Below are 17,123 nucleotides of genomic sequence, written 5' to 3'. Positions count from 1 at the left end.
GATTCACCAATTCCGGAGGGAAGAAAGAAGATGAGAAGGAGAAAGTTTTTTGATCGCGCTCTTATCTGGACATGATATTAGTTGACAATTTACTAGGACTTACGCACCTGCAACGTATTTTTGTCCGAAGCGATCGATAGGGTTTGCGCAGCAGTCCGGAACGGAAAGCAATCTCAAATCCTAGTTTTTCCTACTTCATGCGTAATACCAAATTGATAAATGTTTGCTAGAAATAGCTAGGATATTTCTTAGGAGTCAGGAGTCAGGAGTCGTATGGGAACGGCTTTAATACCATTTTTTCGGGCATAAATTATCTTTTTTGTCAAAGGGACATCTCCAAAAAAGTCTTTTAATCACGCTTATTATTCGTAACATTCTTTTTTCACGCTTGGTATAATATCACGTTCCTCCTCCAGGGGAGCTACGAATTGCGGACAGGTCAGTTATAAATAAAATTTAAGAACTGAATAATATAGATACAGTGTAGGTTTTTGTTGGGTTGCGCTGTCGCTTAACCCAACCTACAATCTGATACCTACGCACCACCACTCAAGAACGATACAGCTGCTGCTCCAGTTGCTGCTCCTGCTGCTGCTCCTGCTGGACCTGCAATCACTACTCCAATAGATCCACCAACGATACAACCTATGAGTGCAGCTCCTGCACCTTTTCCTAAACCTTCTCCAAATCCTTTGGCGAATTCCTTTACTGCGTTATCGTTATCTTTCTTCTTTGCGTTATTTTTGTCTTTCTCTATCATGTTACCTTCCAAAAGTAGAATTTTTAATCAGATTTCAACCACCATTTAATATGAATGCTACAGGGGATTAAAACTTACCATTTCATCCTCAAATCTATGGTTTAATCTTTTCTTTATTATTGTCTTTACATCGGTGCTTTGCCTAGTCCAAAAACGTTCAAATTTGTTACTTTTGTTCTGAGTCAATTTTATCTACTTTTGTAGAAAAATGTTACAAATGTACTAGACTGTTACCCAACGCAAGTGATAATACAAAAAACATACCTCCCCTTATCCTATGAACTTGGAAGAAGTTATAAAAATAGCCAACCAAATAGTTTCTGAGAAAACAGGCAAATCTCTAAGTGACTTACAACAAGCGGTACTCAAAGTAACTCTATAACGGAAGACTTACCAAGATATTGCTAAAGAATTTGATTGCTCTGAAGGTAATGTGAGAAAAGCTAGCTCAGAATTATGGCAGATAATTTCAGAAAAGTTAGAGGAAAAGGTTACTAAATCAAATTTTCGCTCCGCAATGGAGAGGTTTCATAACTCTAATATTTTAAACTTCGCAGAAAACGTGAGCGGTAGTGTCAATATCTGTCAAAAACAAAGACACCCTCCAGACACACCAAACTCACACCAACCTAACCAACAAACATTTCACAGCAAACAACCCGCGACGCCACATCAAGACTTAGGCGAAATGCCAGAGTTAGGCGACTTCTACAACCGCAACACCGAACTCGAAACCCTAACTACCTGGATTTTACAACAACATTGTCACCTCATCGCACTCACGGGTATCATTGGTATCGACAAAACCACATTAGCAGTAAAACTCCTTCACCAAATAAAAGATAATTTTGACTATGTAATTTGGCGCAGTCTAGAAACATCCCCCACTTTTACAGAATTTCAAGCTGACTTAGTTCAGTTTTTCTCCCAGTCTCAACAACAAAACTCTCTTGAAAACACACAAAAACCTTTACCCCTAATCAAATATTTGCAAAAGCATCGTTGTTTAGTAGTCTTGGATGACATTCATCACCTTTTCAACAGTGGGGAGTTAGCAGGAAAGTACAAACCAGGATACGAAGAATATGACTGCTTTTTCAAACAGATAGAAAAACTATCCCATCAAAGTTGCCTGCTATTAATAGGTTGGGAACAACCCATTACACTTGCTCAAGTCAAAAGCAAAAAAACACCAATTCCTATTTTGCAACTGACTGGTTTAGATATTGCCAGCGCAACAGAAATACTCAGAGATTATGGTTTGGCAGAAATTGATAACTGGGAAAAACTAATTCACCACTATCAAGGCAACCCTCTATGGTTAAAAAGTGTGGCAACTCAGATTCAAGAATTGGGAGAAAATTTGATTGAGTTATTGCCCGATGATGCCATCCTATTACCAGAAGATTTAAAAGATACTTTACAACAGCAGAGCGATCGCCTATCGGAAACCGAAAAACAAATCTTGGAGCTTTGAGTAATGAAAAATCAACCTATTAGTCTGGCGCAACTGTTAGAAACTACAGAAATATCACCATCAGATTTACTCAACACATTACAATCTTTGTGTAGGCGTTCCATAATTGAAAAGCAAGAAAATCTTTACAGCGTGCCACCTGTAGTCAGGGAATATAGCAGAGAGAGTAAAGCAAAGCTCAATATGGTATGATTACTTGAAAAATCAAATCCAAATTTAGACTATGAAAATTAGAGAAATTCTACAACAAAAGCGGGAAGAAATTCTACACCTAGCTGCCCAACATGGAGCATCGAATATCCGAATATTTGGGTCGGTTGCACGAAATGAAGAACGGGAAGATAGCGATATAGATTTTCTTGTGGATATGGAAAGCGATCGCAGTTTACTAGATCGTATTGGTTTAATTCAAGATTTAGAAGACCTTTTAGGTAGAAAAGTAGATGTAGCAACCGTTAAGGGATTACGCGAATCTTTCCGAGAAAGAATTATTAGTCAGGCGATACCCCTATGATATCACATCCGGTTGAATACTTATCATATATTTGGGGGTGGGGAGTGTGGGGAGAAGGGGAGGTGGAGAGATTGAAGGTGAGAAAGTGTGGATAGAATTATAAACATATACTCTATAGTCGGATTTTATATGACAGATGATAAAATGTATTTACAAGATATCCTCGATCGCCTCAGTCGCATTGAAGTTTACACACAAGGAGGAAAAACAGAATTTTTACAATCATCTTTGATTCAAGATGGAGTGATTCGTTGTTTTGAAGTGATAGGAGAAGCAGTCAAACTGCTTTCTCCAGAATTAAGGCAAAATTATTCAGATATTCCCTGGCGAAGAATTGCTGGATTTCGAGATGTCTTGATACATAACTATGCTGGAATAGACTTGGATGAAGTTTGGAATGTAGTAGAATATAATTTACCAGATTTAAAACCGAAAATTTTAGGAATTTTATTGGAGATGTCTAATGAAACTTGAAAACGCAAATTTGGTAGTCGTACATAGTAATGGTAGTTGGAGACGAGCAACACCTAGCACCGAAGCAAGATGCTCCTACTAGCGTACCCCATGACAAAAATAATTAGGGTTTGCGCTCAAAAGTCTTATGGGTGAGGGTAGGAGACAGGAGACAGGAGACAGGAGACAGGAGACAGGAGACAGGAGACAGGAGACAGGAGACAGGAGACAGGAGACAGGAGACAGGAGTAAGAATTGTAAGAATGATTTTTCTGCCCAACTATGCGCCTAAAATACTAACTTTTTGAGCGTGAAAAGCTGAAAACCAGGCACTTTTTTTGAACCCAAAAAGGCTAAAACCTTTATCTGTAAATACTTTTAGATTTAATCAGCAAGCCCTAATTAGATGCACTAATACTATTACTAATTAATAATTAATAATTAATAATTAATAATTAATAATTAATTATTGAACCCTATTCCTTCCCCAATTTATGACTAACACAAATACACCAACCACAGATAATCTCAAATATGTCAACCCCCTAATAGGTACAGGTGGTCACGGCCACACCCACCCAGGGGCAAGCGTTCCCAATGGCTTTGTAGTACTTGGTCCCGATACTAGAGTCGAAGGATGGGATGCCAGTTCCGGATATTATGATAGCGATCGCAGTATTCTTGGTTTTTCCCACACTCACCTGAGCGGTACGGGTATTGCAGACTATGGGGATATTCTAATTTTGCCAAAAATTGGTACTATGATACTCGAACCGGGAACTCTGGAAAACCCAGACTCAGGTTATCGGGAACGCTTTGATAAAAATTCGGAAACAGCTTCTCCTGCTTACTACAAAGTCAAATTAAACTCAGGAATACAAGTCGAACTCACAGCTAAACAACGGAGTGGTTTTCACTACTACACCTTTCCCGAAAATGCTAAAATTAACCTGCTCATAGACTTAGTTCATCGTCGAGACGAAAAAACTCTCTCCGCTATTCTCAAAGTATTAGACCCATACACCATTGTTGGCAGTCGCATAAGTCAAAGTTGGTCGCCAGAACAACGAATTTATTTTTATATCAAAATAGATAAACCACTGCAAAAAATATATATCTCCACCGATGGCAAAAATCTAAATCAGCTCAAAAGTGCCAACAGCAAAAATATCCAATCATATCTGGAATTAGGGCAAATTTCCAATCTCAAAGTACGCATTGGTATTTCCGCAGTAGACATTAGTGGCGCGCAAAAAAATATCGAAAAAGAAATCCCATCCTGGCAATTTTATCAAACAGTTGACTCCAGCAAAGAACTCTGGCGGGAAAAACTGGCAAAAATTGATATTGAAACCGAAAACGAGACAGATAAAATCATTTTCTACACTGCTCTCTACCATACCTACAAAGCTCCACATATATATATGGATGTAGACAAACGGTTTCGGGGAGCAGATGGACGCATTCATACCGCAGGAGGTTTTACCAACTACACTCTATTTTCATTATGGGATACATTTCGCGCTCTCCACCCATTGATGACCTTACTCGAACCCTCAGAAACTAATGAATATATCAAATCTATGTTGATACATTACGACCAAGTGGGTTCTCTACCAAAGTGGAAACTAGGAGAAAAAGATGTCAAAACAATGGTTGGTCGTCATGCCATCAGCGTTATTGTAGATACTTTTACCAAAGGTTTGCGGAACTATGATAATTGGTGGGCATTGGGAGCAATGCTCGACACCATGAATAGAGAAGAACCAGAATTAAATGCCTATCGTAACTATGGTTTTGTACCTTCAGATGTTGATGTTAACTGGTCAGTGTCGCGGACTCTAGAATTTGCCTATAATGACTGGGCGATCGCTCAAGTTGCCAGAATTTTCGGAAATATTAGTCTGGCAGAAAGTTATGAAAAACGTTCTCAAGCATACCGCCAAGTATTCGACCCCAGTCAAAAATTAATGCGTCCCAAACGTAGGGATGGTAGTTGGGATAATTTCGATCCGTTTGCCGCAGCATGGGAGTCTCCATTTATTGAGGGGAACTCCTGGCAATATACCTGGTTTGTACCTCACAATATTCCCGACTTAATTCAACTCATGGGTGGGAAGTCAGCATTTTTAGCACAACTGGAAAAATTATTTTCCCTAGATAGTAGTAAAGGAAATGAACTACCAGATATTACAGGATTAATTGGACAATATGCTCACGGCAATGAACCCAGTCATCATATCCCCTATCTTTTCAATTTTATCGATCGCAACGATCTGACTCGTGCTTATGTCAAACAAATACTTACCACAATGTACAAAGCTACACCAGATGGCATCATAGGCAATGAAGACTGCGGACAAATGTCAGCTTGGTATATTCTCAGTGCTTTGGGTTTATATCAGGTGACTCCGGGTACGCCAATGTTTGATTTGGGATATCTACATTTTTCTCAAGCAACTATACATTTGGATAATGGCAAAGATTTTGTTATTCAAAAAGGTAATCATCCAGAACCATATTTACTCAATGGTCAACCCGCGTCAGGGTGGCAAATTTCATATCAAGATATTATGAATGGTGGTATGTTGAGTATTTCCTCACCAACACCAATAAATTCACCAACCCCAACAAATGTAATGCAATGGTATAACCAACCCCCTGTCTGGAGCGACCAAAATGGAGTAATTCAAGTTACCACAGGTGCAAAGACAGATTTTTGGCGAGTGACTCACTATGGTTTTATTCGCGATAACGGTCATTTTTATTATCAGAATATTACAGGTGACTTTACCGCTCAAGTCAAAATTACTGGTGAATATCAAGCATTATACGACCAAGCAGGTTTAATGGTGCGTTTGGATGAAAAGACTTGGGTAAAATGTGGCATTGAATTTGTAAATGGCGTGCAACAAGCGAGTGCTGTGGTGACTAGAGAATATTCTGACTGGTCAGTAGTGTCGTTGTCGGAAAACCCCGAAAGTATTTGGTTGCGGTTAAAGCGGAGTGGAGAAACAGTGGAAGTGGAATATTCTCTTGATGGAGAGATTTATAGTTTGTTGAGACTAGCTTATTTGACTACGGCAAATGAGTTGCAAGTCGGTTTAATGTGTGCTTCTCCTGATGGGGATGGTTTTTCTGTTGTATTTGAAGAATTTAGACTGTTTGATTAGAGAAACCTAAAGAGGGAGGAAGGTTTAAAAGTTTGAAAAAAAACTTATATTTCCTCAATTTACGCTTAGGTTTACACAAACAATAAAGTGGGGAAATGATATAACTCACATTCCGCACTTCAATTTGTGGCGTTGCTTAAATGTAATGATAATTAGGCATCTACTTCACCCATAGGGAGTAGGCAGCTTTGCTGTAGGCAGTAGGGGTAAAGAATTGATAATTTCTTTGGGATATAGATATTGATTTTTGATTCTTGGAGATATCTATTAGCTGAAGGTAAAATTGAAAAACTGATGTTTTGCGCCCAAAGTTAATCTCAAAATCATTACCACTCAGCAACGCCCAATTTGTAACATTAAAAGTAGTAGAAAAATCCGTAACTTGGTAGGTATTTATACTATATAGCTGCTACATTTGACCTTTCTCAGCAGTCAGATTCTCAGGAAAATATTAAGTATAAATACTCAATTACTTACTCCTATTGACCACTATAATTGTCTCCTGTCTCCAGTATAGCTGTCTCCTGTCTCCGATTTTTAATACTACATTTTGTCGTACGTAATGTTAGGATATAACCACCTAATAGCATTCTTTTTTTAACTGGTCTAATTAATTTAGACAGGACTTATATCAAATTCTTAATTTAGACAGGACTTATATCAAATTCGTTGGCTTCAGAGTAATATAATTCCGTTGATCATCATACAATGCGTAAGGGCGAATGGCCATTTGCGCTCCGCAAAGCTCCGAATGACGCCCCTACAATATAGACTCTTATCTTTATAGCGGTTTTCACAAAGGTAGACTTGCATTGCTTCTGCCTTCTGCCTTCTGCATAGCTGCCTTTAAGCCAAAATCTCTGTATTCTATGTTAATGAAAACTGCTATAAAATACTGAATAAAACCGATGCTAACGGATTTGATATTACACATGAGGTACGAAAAACTAGGATTTGAGATTGCTTTCCGTTCCGGACTGCTCCGCAAACCCTGTCGGTCGCAATGACGAAAATGGGTTTTACTGCGTAAGTCCTATGAGAGTAGAAATAGATTTGTGGCCAAATATTCCATAATACATAAACCAGGGCTTAACTTTGGCTAAGTCAGGACTTATGCAAAAGAGAAAATTATACACCATTTTTAGGGGTTAACGGCCGTTAACCCCCTACTATATTTGGTGGTTATGCGTAAGTCCTGTAAATCACAGAAACCCATTTTATAGAACGGAGAGGGGGGGATTCGAACCCCCGTATAAGTCACCCCATAACAGCATTTCCAGTGCTGCGCCTTAAACCACTCGGCCACCTCTCCAAAAAGCAAAAGTATTAAATTTTATATTTGCTCACAATTATACTATTGTAGCAGAATTATTCTAAATTTTGCAACTATTTCTCACAAATAAAATTTTATATTAGATATTGGGCCTAGATAGCATAAGATAAGTATAAATCATGTTTTAGTCTATAGCAGGCAACAGGCAACAGGCAACAGTGGGAAAAACATTGCCTAGTCTAAAATTCATCATTAGCATAAGTCCTAAGCAACTCGTTCCTCGCTATATTAATTAAAACTTAATTTCTAAATTGCCAGCAATAACTATAAATTATAGTCTCAAATTATTATGGCCCGTTATCACCAAATTCGCATACACAATCGCCAAAAAGATACATATCATACAGTCCAGGTTCCTGAAGACCGCTACATCCTCCACAGTGCTGAAAATCAAGGAGTAGATTTACCATTCTCCTGTCGTAATGGTGCTTGTACTACTTGTGCAGTGAGAGTTATATCTGGCCAACTCTATCAACCAGAAGCAATGGGACTATCATTAGAACTTCAAAAACAGGGTTATGCTCTTCTGTGTGTCAGCTATGCTCGTTCTGACCTACTCGTAGAAACACAGGATGAAGATGAAGTATACGAACTTCAATTTGGCCGCTATTTTGGCAAAGGAAAGGTAAGAGCGGGATTGCCATTGGATGAAGATTAGAATCATTTTTCTAGTTATAGCCTGGATACTTTTCATTGGCTGCCAAAACTCAAATCCCCGATCGGGCAAAATAATTAGAGTAGAAAGGGTAGTTAGTGGACAAACCATCGAGATAACTGACCGTTCTGCTGCTGTACCTATACTAGAACCCATTCGCTTGATAGGTATTCAGGCACCAGATATCAGACAAAAACCTTGGGGACAAGAAGCTAGAACCCAACTAGAAAAGTTAACCTTGGGGCAAGAAGTTTTATTAGAGTTTGATGTCCAGAAAAAAGATAAATTTGATCGCCAACTAGCTTATATTTGGCTGAATGGGAAACTAATTAATGAATATATGGCAGAAGAAGGTTTGGCCTTGGCAGAGCCATATTTTCCTAACAATAAGTATACAGAACGTCTTGCTAATGCCCAAGAAAAAGCTAGACTGATGGGGCGAGGTATCTGGAATCCAGAACGTCCAATGCGTCAAACTCCAGCACAATTTCGTCGTGAAAATCTTAAACAATAGGTTAGATAATTAATAATTAATAATTAATAATTAATAATTACCTCTCTTTGAAAACGGATAGGATTGACGATTAAGGAAAATTTTTTCTTGTTTCTCCTTTAAATGAAAGGCTTTAAACCTTAATTATTTAATTATTCGGTAAGCAAGTCAAAAGTCAGTAGGGGTGATTCACGTTTGCGTTTGCGCAGCATTCCGCAAGGAAAGCATTCCGTTAGGAAATTACCCGTACAGAAGTCAGAAGTTATTATTGTCATGGAGATTTTGAACAATTCTCTAATTCCTATTAAGTAAGTTAATTATTTTTATGAGTGCAGAACAATTACAAGTTTTCCTAGATATTGCCACTGAAGCTGCTCTTGCTGGTGGTGCAGAGTTGATGTCTTATTGGGGCAATCTTCAAGATATTCAAGAAAAGGGTAGTCCAGTAAATTTGGTAACTGAAGCTGACAAAGCTGCTGAAAAGGCGATCATCAAGGTTTTACAGCGACATTTGCCAAACCATGGCATTCTAGCTGAAGAGTCGGGAGAGTTGGGAGATACAACAAGTAGATATCTATGGGCAATAGACCCTTTGGACGGTACTACTAATTTTGCCCACCAATATCCTTTTTCAGCATCCTCGGTAGGATTATTAATTGATGGGGTACCACAGGTGGGGGTGGTATTTAATCCGATTTTAGATGAACTTTTTCGTGCAGCTAAAGCTTTGGGGGCAACTCGTAACTGCAAACCAATTAGTGTTTCTCAGACTACTACTTTAGAAAGAAGTTTGACGATAACGGGTTTTGCTTACGACCGACGGGAGACTACTGATAATAACTACAAAGAATTTTGTCAAATATGTGATCTTACTCAAGGAGTACGACGTTCTGGTTCTGCTTCTATCGATCTATGTTCTATTGCTTGTGGTCGTGCAGATGCTTACTGGGAAAGAAATTTGTCCCCTTGGGATATTGCTGCAGGTATAGTGGTGTTGGAGGAAGCGGGAGGTAAGGTTACGGCTTATAATGGTAGTCCTGTTGATCTGAAATCGGGTAAGATTTTAGCTACTAATGGCAAAATTCACGATTTAATGAGCAAAGCGTTGACTGAAACTCTGCCTTTGTCTCATTGGTCTAAGGAAAGGAGGGAATAGGGACTCACCCCTAACCCCTCCCAGGAGGGGAGTAGGGAGTAGGGGGAAAGAATAGGCTTTTTACAGAAGTAGGCAATAGGCAATAGGCAACAGGCAATAAGCAATAGGGAAGAAAATTTCTGCAAAAAGCGTGTCAGTCTAGTAGGGAGTGGTAGCGGTAGCGTAACATCCCAAAATCCTATATCTATTGTCAGTCTGTAATATCATGTTCGGATAAACACTAACTATAAAGTCATTGCGACGGTAACGACGTGGAAGGAAGCAATCTCAGGGATTTGAGATATCTCTTCCATCTATATCCTAATCATAACTATTCAACCGAACATGATATAAGTCCTGAAGATTACAGCAGATTCGGTACTAATGAGGTACAACTGACAATATGGATTTTGTCTATCCCCCATTCCCTGTTCCCAGATCCAGTGTTCCCTGTTCCCTAAAACCATAAGCATAAGTACCTCACTGGCAGTGGAAACTGCTGTAAGTTTAGATTCAATGCAATTAATTTTGTTAAGGAAAAGTTGTTATTATGTCTTTTACATTTAAACAAGGATTATTCCAATTTGATTTCACAGACCATCACGCAATTTTAGGGGTTTCTCTAGATGCAGAATTTGGTGAGATTCGTAAACGGTATATGCGGGTGGCACGTCGTTTGCACCCCGATACTTCACCCTTTGAAAGTGAAACTGATAAAGAATTTGCTAATCAGTTGTTATCTAAGTTGGTGAGTCCTGCTTATAATAAATTTTCTAAGGAAAGCGATCGCGCTGAACTTTTTGTCGTTCTCAAAAATCTCAGTAATACTGTTTCTCAACAGCGCAGTCAAATTAAGTTTACTACTGATGCAGCAAAAAAAATTGCTAAGGCGGGAGATTATCAAAACATATATAAGGAAACTCTCAAGGAATTAAGCGATCGCGAATATGAATCTATTGACAAAACTTTAGATATCATTGGAGAAATTAGTGAATTGAATTTAGCTTATTTACTGCGCAAAACTGGTTCTGGAGTTGTTAAACCCTCACCTCCACCTACACCGAAACCTCCTAGTGATTCTGTCAAACCCACAACTATAAAACCCTCAACTAAAAATCCTTTGGTAGAGCAAGCTTGTAATAGGGCTAAAACATTAATATCTAATAAAAATTATGTGAAGGCAATTTCAGAGTTAAAAGGAGCTTTGAAATTTGAGCAAAATGATAGTCTTTGTCATGCTTTATTAGGTTTTTGTTACTTCCAGCAAAAGCAAGGCACAATGGCGAAAATTGAAGTCAAAAAAGCTCTTTCATTAAATCCTCAAGAGCCAAAAGCATTAGAAGTAAAAAAATTATTAGAACAAGCTGCAACTGGCAATAATAAACCAAGTAAAACAACAGGTAAAAAAGGAACTAAATCTGATAAAGGAGGTGGTTTATTTGGGGGTATTTTTGGTGGAAATAAAAAATAACGAAGGTAAGCATTTCCTGCGGAATTATGCGCAAAAAGCCATCAGTTATTCAGCGCTTCCCTGCGGAATGCTACGCAAACAGCTATTGCTTTTAGTTTTAGATCAAAGCTTTACTAATTAAGGCAAAATTTATACTTACTACTAAAGTCGCCTTTAAAGTCTATATTCATTTAAACCCCCTCATAAGACTGAGAGTTGACAGCTAATAGCTTAACACTTCCTGAGTAAGTGTTAGTATTAGATTATTAAGTTACTTACCGAATAATTAGTAATTAATAATTTCATATTTGAAGCCGATCCTTTCTAATTTCTAATAATTAAGGAGAAAAAATATTCTCATGTTCTTTTGGTTAATACTCTTCCTTCATTTTAAAAAGAAGAGGTAATTATTAATTGTTAACTGTTAATTGTTGAACTAATATCATCTCCGGATAATGATGGAGGAGTCAAGAGTCGTAGGGGCGAATGGCCATTTGCTAACGCAAAGCTCCGAATGGCGCCCCTACAAGATTTTTGTTATTACGATGTGGTTAATCAATCTGAAAAGCGCTGTAAACGCACAAGACATAACACCTAATCTCTAAAACCTAACAACTATAGCAATGAGCGCTGGTATATTTACAAATTACAGGAGCAGCTAAATAGCGAAAAATCTTATATTATCGGCAATTTATTCCCCCTTCCGGAGCTGTTGCCTGTTGCCTGTTGCCTGCACACAGCGCTATAACACCTAACACCTAACACATTCTGCAAAATACTATGAGGTAAAAAATGGCAAAAACAGATAAAATTAATTATAGTTGTCCTAGTGGATTTCCAGAATTCCTCCCTGGTGAAAAACGATTAGAATCTTATTTAATGGATACAATTCGTCAGGTATTTGAACGCTACGGATTTACACCTATTGAAACTCCAGCAGTTGAACGTTTAGAAGTTTTACAAGCAAAAGGAAATCAAGGAGATAATATTGTTTATGGTTTATTTCCTATTTTGCCTCCAAATCGTCAAGCAGAAAAGGAAAAAGCTGGAGATAGTGGTTCAGAAGAAAGGGCGTTAAAGTTCGACCAAACTGTTCCTTTGGCTGCTTATATTGCTCGGCATTTGAATGATTTGAATTTCCCTTTTGCTCGTTATCAAATGGATGTTGTTTTCCGAGGAGAACGGGCAAAAGATGGTCGTTTTCGACAGTTCCGACAATGCGATATTGATGTTGTGGGGAGGGGTAAATTAAGTTTATTATATGATGCACAAGTTCCAGCGATTATTGCTGAAATCTTTGAAGCGATTAATATTGGTGATTTTCTCATCAGAATTAATAACCGCAAAGTTTTAACTGGTTTTTTTGCATCTGTGGGAGTAGCAGCAGAGAATATTGTGTCTTGTCTTCGGATTGTTGATACTGCGGAAAAAGTGGGAGAAGCTAAGGTTAAAAAAGCTTTGTCTGAAATTAGTTTGTCTGAATCTCAAGTGGAAAAAGTTTGGGATTTTACTAAAATCAAAGGTACGGTTGATGATGTTTTGGATAAGCTGAAAAGTATGGCAGAAACTTTGGATAATTCTGAGGTTTTAAGTCAGGGAGTTTCTGAATTAGAAACAGTAATTTCTGGTGTCAGAAATTTGGGAGTTTCAGACCAACGTTTCTGTATCGATCTATCAATAGCTAGGGGATTAGATTATTATACGGGCACAGTATATGAAACTACTTTAATCGGACATGAAGCTTTAGGAAGTATTTGTTCTGGGGGTAGATATGAAGAATTAGTCGGAATGTTTATTGGGGAAAAAATGCCTGGAGTTGGTATTTCTATTGGTTTAACTAGATTAATGAGTCGCTTGTTAAAGGCGGGTATTTTGGAATCTTTTGCTCCGACTCCAGCAACAGTTATGGTTGTGAATATGCAAGAAGATTTAATGGCAACTTATTTGGATGTTTCTCAAAAGTTGCGTCGAAGTGGGATGAATGTTATAACAAGTTTTGATAGTCGTGGAGTTGGAAAACAATTACAACAAGCTGATAAGCAGAAAATTCCTTTTTGTATTATTATTGGTTCCGAGGAAGCAGCAGCTAATATGTGTAGTTTAAAAGATTTAAGAACAGGGGAACAAATGAAAGTTCCTATAGCAGGTTTAGCAGGTGTATTAAAACAAAGATTGGTTTAACAATTAATAATTAATAATTAATAATTAATAATTACCTCTCCTTGAAAGCGGATAGGATTGACTCAAAGGAAAATTTTTTCTTGTTTATCCTTTAAAGGAGAGGCTTTATACCTTAATTATTCGGTAATACTGTAGAGTAATTAGGGCTTGCTGATTAAATATAAAAGCATTTACAGATAAAGGTTTTATATCATGTTCGGATAATCAGTTATAATAAACCTTCTGCCTTCTAACCTTGCTCTTTCCCTTCTGCCTTCTGCCCTCTGCTTTCTGCCTTTGGTCCACAGATATTATAAGTATTCAACCGAACATGATATTAGCCTTCAACTGTTACTAGATGGAATCAAATTTGATTTTATAGATGCCGAAGCATACTTGGTTCCTTACCAAAAATTAAATCATCGCGTATAGCGGAATTCATACCATGAGCTTTTGGGACTCTTTCGTCCAGCAGTATCCACTGCCCAAACCCGACAACGTCCAGGTTGTGCCCCCACAAATTGAAACCTGTAACTGGTCGAATTAATATTAGGTACTATCCTAGTCCGACCACCAATATTTGAACACCACTGGTTGGGCTGGCAGCAATGATAACAGTCAATCTCGACTGTGTAACTTACTGCACCCCTTACAGGAGACCAACGTAACATAGTGTTTCTTGGATAATGATTAAAAACAGTTCCATTAACTGGAGATATTAGTTTTGGTGCAGATAGTGATGTTCTGGAAGTACTGACCTTCCTAAAACGATATTCCTTAACATAATCCCGACGGGTACCATCAGTGAAAATATTTTCGCTCAGTACACGCAATTCCCCATTACCTAGCATGGTGAGTGTTCTAATTTCTTTCTTAAAAGAAACTTCTCGACTCACAATTACTGGGTTCCCTTGGAAAGCGACGGTAGTTTCACCGTGGTCGCAATCTGTGGGATGACAAGAACCCCAGCTATGAATGCCAAGAGAGTTTCTCTTTTGCCTGATAGCTAATCGAGTGATTCCCCGTGTATTGCGATCAACGTTTTGCCAGTTTCCGATAAAGTCATTCAGCCTAGCACGAGTCTTGACAAAATTGGGACGAGCCTCCCGTGGATAGTTTATACTGATTTCGCCATTTCTAGCTTGCCCACCACTAAAGTTAACTAAACTAACGAACCACTTACGACCACGGTTAAAATCTGAGGAAGTGACATTGTAGGACAATGTTATGGGGCTAACGCCATCCCGGCGTGCATAATAAGCCACAGGATTAGGCTGTCTTGGTCTATCGGGGCCGTTGATAATTAAAGCTAGTTTCCTTGCTGTACCTTCCCATTTAACACTAACTTCAATACGACCAGGTTTACTAAGTTCAATGGGAAAGATTACTCTATCGCCAAACTTGGAGCCAATTGTAAATATCAACTGCTTGCTTATACATATCTGTTTTTCCTAATTCAGCACTCTGTAAATAAGTATTAGCTAAAGAAAAACGAATTACCCAAATATCTCGCTGCCAAGACTTCTCTGGTTTTGTCGAAAATAATAGAATGCTATTCTTAAATTCTTTAACTGCATCATCATAGAGTTGTAGTTTGTCAGCTTCTTTGAGTTTCCGATCGCCGCAGTTTCTATAGAGTAATCCCAGTTGATAGTAGGCTTTAGCTGTTAGTTGCTGAATTATGTCAATTATTGTTTCTCGATCATAACCAGATATTACATTTTGTAGAGCCTCAATAGCCTCTTCATTGGGCTTAGAACAATAACTAGTTTGAATATTTTCTTTAGTAGTAATCGCTAAACCTAAGTTGTAGTTAGCTTTGATATCTACATAAGCTTTAGGATGTTTTATTTCTGCATCTAATGCCTTGCGATATTTGGCAATAGCTTCATCAATTTTCTCTTCTGCAATGCCCTCATTTCCCCTCTTATTAATACTCTGAACTCTTTGACTGTATAGCAAAGCACCCCAAGCAAGATAAGCTCTAGCGTATTGATTTTTACTAATTTTTAAAGCTTCTTTAAAGGCTGCTTCAGCTTCTGCAAAATCTTTTTTAGCATCATTAAAATGAGTTATAGCTTCTTCGTAATCACTTTCAGATTGTTCCTGTTTAGATTTGATTTCTTTAACAAGAAAATATTCGTATGATAAATTACCCATCTTACTGTGGGCTACACCCTTAAAAAGATATAATACTTCTAGTCCTGTCTTGTTTAATCCACGTTTTCTTTCTTCTATTTCTCTTAGTAATTCTTCAGATTCTTTGATGTGATCTAATGCTATATCTTGTTCCTGGGAAAGTTTAATAGTAGCTAAAGCAAAATGGAATAATGTTTGTAATGGTGGTTTCAGATCCGCATATAAATTTTTTCGATTTACTCCTTTCAAAGGTTGAATAAAATCTATTGGTTCACTAAGAGCGTGATACCCTGTAATCTCCATAGCATCTTCATAGTTTTCAGGCAGATAAAATTTAGTGAATAACTGGTTAGAAGCCGAATCTAGCCACCCATAAATAATAAAATCTGCATCAATTCTATGGGCTATATTTGTGATTGAGGATGAAAATTCATCTTCTGTACTTCTCACAAGATATTCAATTGGATTACTTTTAATAAGTCTGAATTTAGATTGAACTGATATATCCAATCTATCCAAACTTTCTAACCAATTTTTTATGGTCTGACTCAAAGAATTACCAACGCTAGATGCAGTAATTGTTTTTTTTGCTTCTTTGCGTTCCTTAAACCCAATTAGCGCGACGTTAAAATCACCTATCATTGGTTGACTTTGAACTATCCATTGACTGACAACTGGAGTAACTATGGGAACAACTGATAAGACAATCAAAACTAATAATGACCAAATCGGAACAGAAATACTTAGGCTTCCGATTTGGATTACATATCTAATGGTAGAACCATTATCAGCTATGATTTTTTGAACCCTAACAAAGGATTCCTGTTTCTCAGTCATTGCTGTCTTTGTTTTACCCCTTCAATCTTGCTCTCATCCCGTGCGACTGTCTCTTGTTGAACATCACTTTCACCAGTAGCAGATTGTTCTACATTACTAATAGTACTTTTCCTTTCTGCTAACACTCGCTGTACGACTTTACCCTCCATCAAACGGTTAATTTCATTAGTTAAGGCAGTATCTTCTTTCAATAGCTTTTTCAATTGAACTCGAAGAGCTGCTTGAACATCTTCATCATCTGGGTTATCTGCTGCGTCTTTTATTGCTTCTTTTGCTGCTGGCTTAGTTTCTACTTGAGGACGAAGTTTATTCCATAAAGCCTTGGCTTGCTCCCAAGCATCTTGACCAAAAAGCTTTCCTGCTTCTTCTGCTGCTTTTTCTCCTGCTTTAAGTATTGGACTTTGGACAAAAAGCAAGATAGTTAGTGTAATAATTACGCTAATCATATCTGGCAATGTTCCTCTGTCTCCAGTGAATTTAATCACTGAAAAATAGAAATAATTGAGAGTGATCGCCGACGGGGATGCCAACTTTTAGTTATTTT

15 protein-coding genes and 1 tRNA gene are annotated in these 17,123 nt (G+C 37.9%); 11 read left to right on the top strand and 5 right to left on the bottom strand.

Annotation, left to right across the window (positions count from 1 at the left end; all coding sequences use genetic code 11):
- Window positions 1–535: 535 nt before the first annotated feature.
- Window positions 536–760 (bottom strand): hypothetical protein, encoded by a 225-nt coding sequence (locus tag F6K18_RS25065; RefSeq protein WP_287525034.1) that lies wholly within the window; start codon window positions 758–760, stop codon window positions 536–538.
- A gap of 433 nt (window positions 761–1,193) precedes the next feature.
- Between F6K18_RS25065 and F6K18_RS25060 the strand changes: the two genes are divergently transcribed.
- The 6 genes from F6K18_RS25060 (at window position 1,194) to F6K18_RS25040 (ending at window position 6,377) form a co-directional block, all read left to right on the top strand.
- Entirely contained in the window at window positions 1,194–2,237 is a 1,044-nt protein-coding gene (locus tag F6K18_RS25060; RefSeq protein WP_353735160.1) for an NB-ARC domain-containing protein, read from the top strand.
- A 3-nt stretch (window positions 2,238–2,240) separates the two neighbouring features.
- Entirely contained in the window at window positions 2,241–2,429 is a 189-nt protein-coding gene (locus F6K18_RS36840; protein WP_353735159.1) for a hypothetical protein, read from the top strand.
- Between the two features lie 31 nt (window positions 2,430–2,460).
- Complete coding sequence (locus F6K18_RS25055; RefSeq protein ID WP_287525033.1) at window positions 2,461–2,751, top strand: nucleotidyltransferase family protein; 291 nt, start codon at window positions 2,461–2,463, stop codon at window positions 2,749–2,751.
- A gap of 129 nt (window positions 2,752–2,880) precedes the next feature.
- Window positions 2,881–3,225, top strand: a complete 345-nt coding sequence (locus F6K18_RS25050; RefSeq protein WP_287525032.1) for a DUF86 domain-containing protein — start codon at window positions 2,881–2,883, stop codon at window positions 3,223–3,225.
- 127 nt (window positions 3,226–3,352) lie between these two features.
- Window positions 3,353–3,496: a hypothetical protein gene (locus F6K18_RS25045; protein ID WP_287525031.1), complete on the top strand. Its 144-nt coding sequence runs from the start codon at window positions 3,353–3,355 to the stop codon at window positions 3,494–3,496.
- Between the two features lie 202 nt (window positions 3,497–3,698).
- Window positions 3,699–6,377, top strand: coding sequence for a GH92 family glycosyl hydrolase (locus F6K18_RS25040; protein WP_287525030.1), 2,679 nt, complete (start codon window positions 3,699–3,701; stop codon window positions 6,375–6,377).
- A gap of 1,225 nt (window positions 6,378–7,602) precedes the next feature.
- Here F6K18_RS25040 and F6K18_RS25035 read toward each other — a convergent pair.
- A tRNA-Ser gene (locus F6K18_RS25035) sits at window positions 7,603–7,689 on the bottom strand.
- Window positions 7,690–7,999: 310 nt separating this feature from the next.
- Here F6K18_RS25035 and F6K18_RS25030 point away from each other — a divergent pair.
- The 5 genes from F6K18_RS25030 (at window position 8,000) to hisS (ending at window position 13,624) form a co-directional block, all read left to right on the top strand.
- Window positions 8,000–8,368 carry a 2Fe-2S iron-sulfur cluster-binding protein gene (locus tag F6K18_RS25030; RefSeq protein WP_287525029.1) on the top strand — a complete coding sequence of 123 codons (369 nt, stop codon included), beginning with the start codon at window positions 8,000–8,002 and terminating at the stop codon, window positions 8,366–8,368.
- Window positions 8,358–8,879, top strand: a complete 522-nt coding sequence (locus F6K18_RS25025) for a thermonuclease family protein (protein WP_287525028.1) — start codon at window positions 8,358–8,360, stop codon at window positions 8,877–8,879. The genes F6K18_RS25030 and F6K18_RS25025 overlap by 11 nt, the downstream gene beginning before the upstream one ends.
- A 304-nt stretch (window positions 8,880–9,183) precedes the next feature.
- Complete coding sequence (locus F6K18_RS25020) at window positions 9,184–10,014, top strand: inositol monophosphatase family protein (protein WP_287525027.1); 831 nt, start codon at window positions 9,184–9,186, stop codon at window positions 10,012–10,014.
- Window positions 10,015–10,543: 529 nt separating this feature from the next.
- Window positions 10,544–11,464: a DnaJ domain-containing protein gene (locus F6K18_RS25015; RefSeq protein WP_287525026.1), complete on the top strand. Its 921-nt coding sequence runs from the start codon at window positions 10,544–10,546 to the stop codon at window positions 11,462–11,464.
- A 771-nt stretch (window positions 11,465–12,235) separates the two neighbouring features.
- Window positions 12,236–13,624: a histidine--tRNA ligase gene (hisS, locus tag F6K18_RS25010; protein WP_287525025.1), complete on the top strand. Its 1,389-nt coding sequence runs from the start codon at window positions 12,236–12,238 to the stop codon at window positions 13,622–13,624.
- 398 nt (window positions 13,625–14,022) lie between these two features.
- On the opposite strand, the gene F6K18_RS25005 is transcribed toward hisS, so the two are convergent.
- The 3 genes from F6K18_RS25005 to F6K18_RS24995 are packed head-to-tail and all read right to left on the bottom strand — an operon-like array spanning window position 14,023 to window position 17,064.
- Window positions 14,023–15,027, bottom strand: coding sequence for a hypothetical protein (locus tag F6K18_RS25005; protein WP_287525024.1), 1,005 nt, complete (start codon window positions 15,025–15,027; stop codon window positions 14,023–14,025).
- Window positions 14,993–16,579: a hypothetical protein gene (locus tag F6K18_RS25000; protein ID WP_287525023.1), complete on the bottom strand. Its 1,587-nt coding sequence runs from the start codon at window positions 16,577–16,579 to the stop codon at window positions 14,993–14,995. The genes F6K18_RS25005 and F6K18_RS25000 overlap by 35 nt, the downstream gene beginning before the upstream one ends.
- Window positions 16,576–17,064, bottom strand: a complete 489-nt coding sequence (locus tag F6K18_RS24995; protein ID WP_287525022.1) for a hypothetical protein — start codon at window positions 17,062–17,064, stop codon at window positions 16,576–16,578. Before F6K18_RS24995 ends, F6K18_RS25000 begins: the two co-directional genes overlap by 4 nt.
- Window positions 17,065–17,123: the final 59 nt, after the last annotated feature.

This window comes from Okeania sp. SIO2C2 (assembly GCF_010692625.1).
Classification (GTDB): domain Bacteria; phylum Cyanobacteriota; class Cyanobacteriia; order Cyanobacteriales; family Microcoleaceae; genus Okeania; species Okeania hirsuta.
This window is presented reverse-complemented; position numbering and strand designations above follow the sequence as displayed.

What these genes read in the sequence shown, in the direction of transcription:
- F6K18_RS25065 (WP_287525034.1), bottom strand. Translation starts at nt 760, where the DNA reads ATGATAGAGAAAGACAAAAATAACGCAAAGAAGAAAGATAACGATAAC.
- F6K18_RS36840 (WP_353735159.1), top strand. Translation starts at nt 2,241, where the DNA reads ATGAAAAATCAACCTATTAGTCTGGCGCAACTGTTAGAAACTACAGAA.
- F6K18_RS25055 (WP_287525033.1), top strand. Translation starts at nt 2,461, where the DNA reads ATGAAAATTAGAGAAATTCTACAACAAAAGCGGGAAGAAATTCTACAC.
- F6K18_RS25050 (WP_287525032.1), top strand. Translation starts at nt 2,881, where the DNA reads ATGACAGATGATAAAATGTATTTACAAGATATCCTCGATCGCCTCAGT.
- F6K18_RS25045 (WP_287525031.1), top strand. Translation starts at nt 3,353, where the DNA reads ATGGGTGAGGGTAGGAGACAGGAGACAGGAGACAGGAGACAGGAGACA.
- F6K18_RS25040 (WP_287525030.1), top strand. Translation starts at nt 3,699, where the DNA reads ATGACTAACACAAATACACCAACCACAGATAATCTCAAATATGTCAAC.
- F6K18_RS25030 (WP_287525029.1), top strand. Translation starts at nt 8,000, where the DNA reads ATGGCCCGTTATCACCAAATTCGCATACACAATCGCCAAAAAGATACA.
- F6K18_RS25025 (WP_287525028.1), top strand. Translation starts at nt 8,358, where the DNA reads ATGAAGATTAGAATCATTTTTCTAGTTATAGCCTGGATACTTTTCATT.
- F6K18_RS25020 (WP_287525027.1), top strand. Translation starts at nt 9,184, where the DNA reads ATGAGTGCAGAACAATTACAAGTTTTCCTAGATATTGCCACTGAAGCT.
- F6K18_RS25015 (WP_287525026.1), top strand. Translation starts at nt 10,544, where the DNA reads ATGTCTTTTACATTTAAACAAGGATTATTCCAATTTGATTTCACAGAC.
- hisS (WP_287525025.1), top strand. Translation starts at nt 12,236, where the DNA reads ATGGCAAAAACAGATAAAATTAATTATAGTTGTCCTAGTGGATTTCCA.
- F6K18_RS25000 (WP_287525023.1), bottom strand. Translation starts at nt 16,579, where the DNA reads ATGACTGAGAAACAGGAATCCTTTGTTAGGGTTCAAAAAATCATAGCT.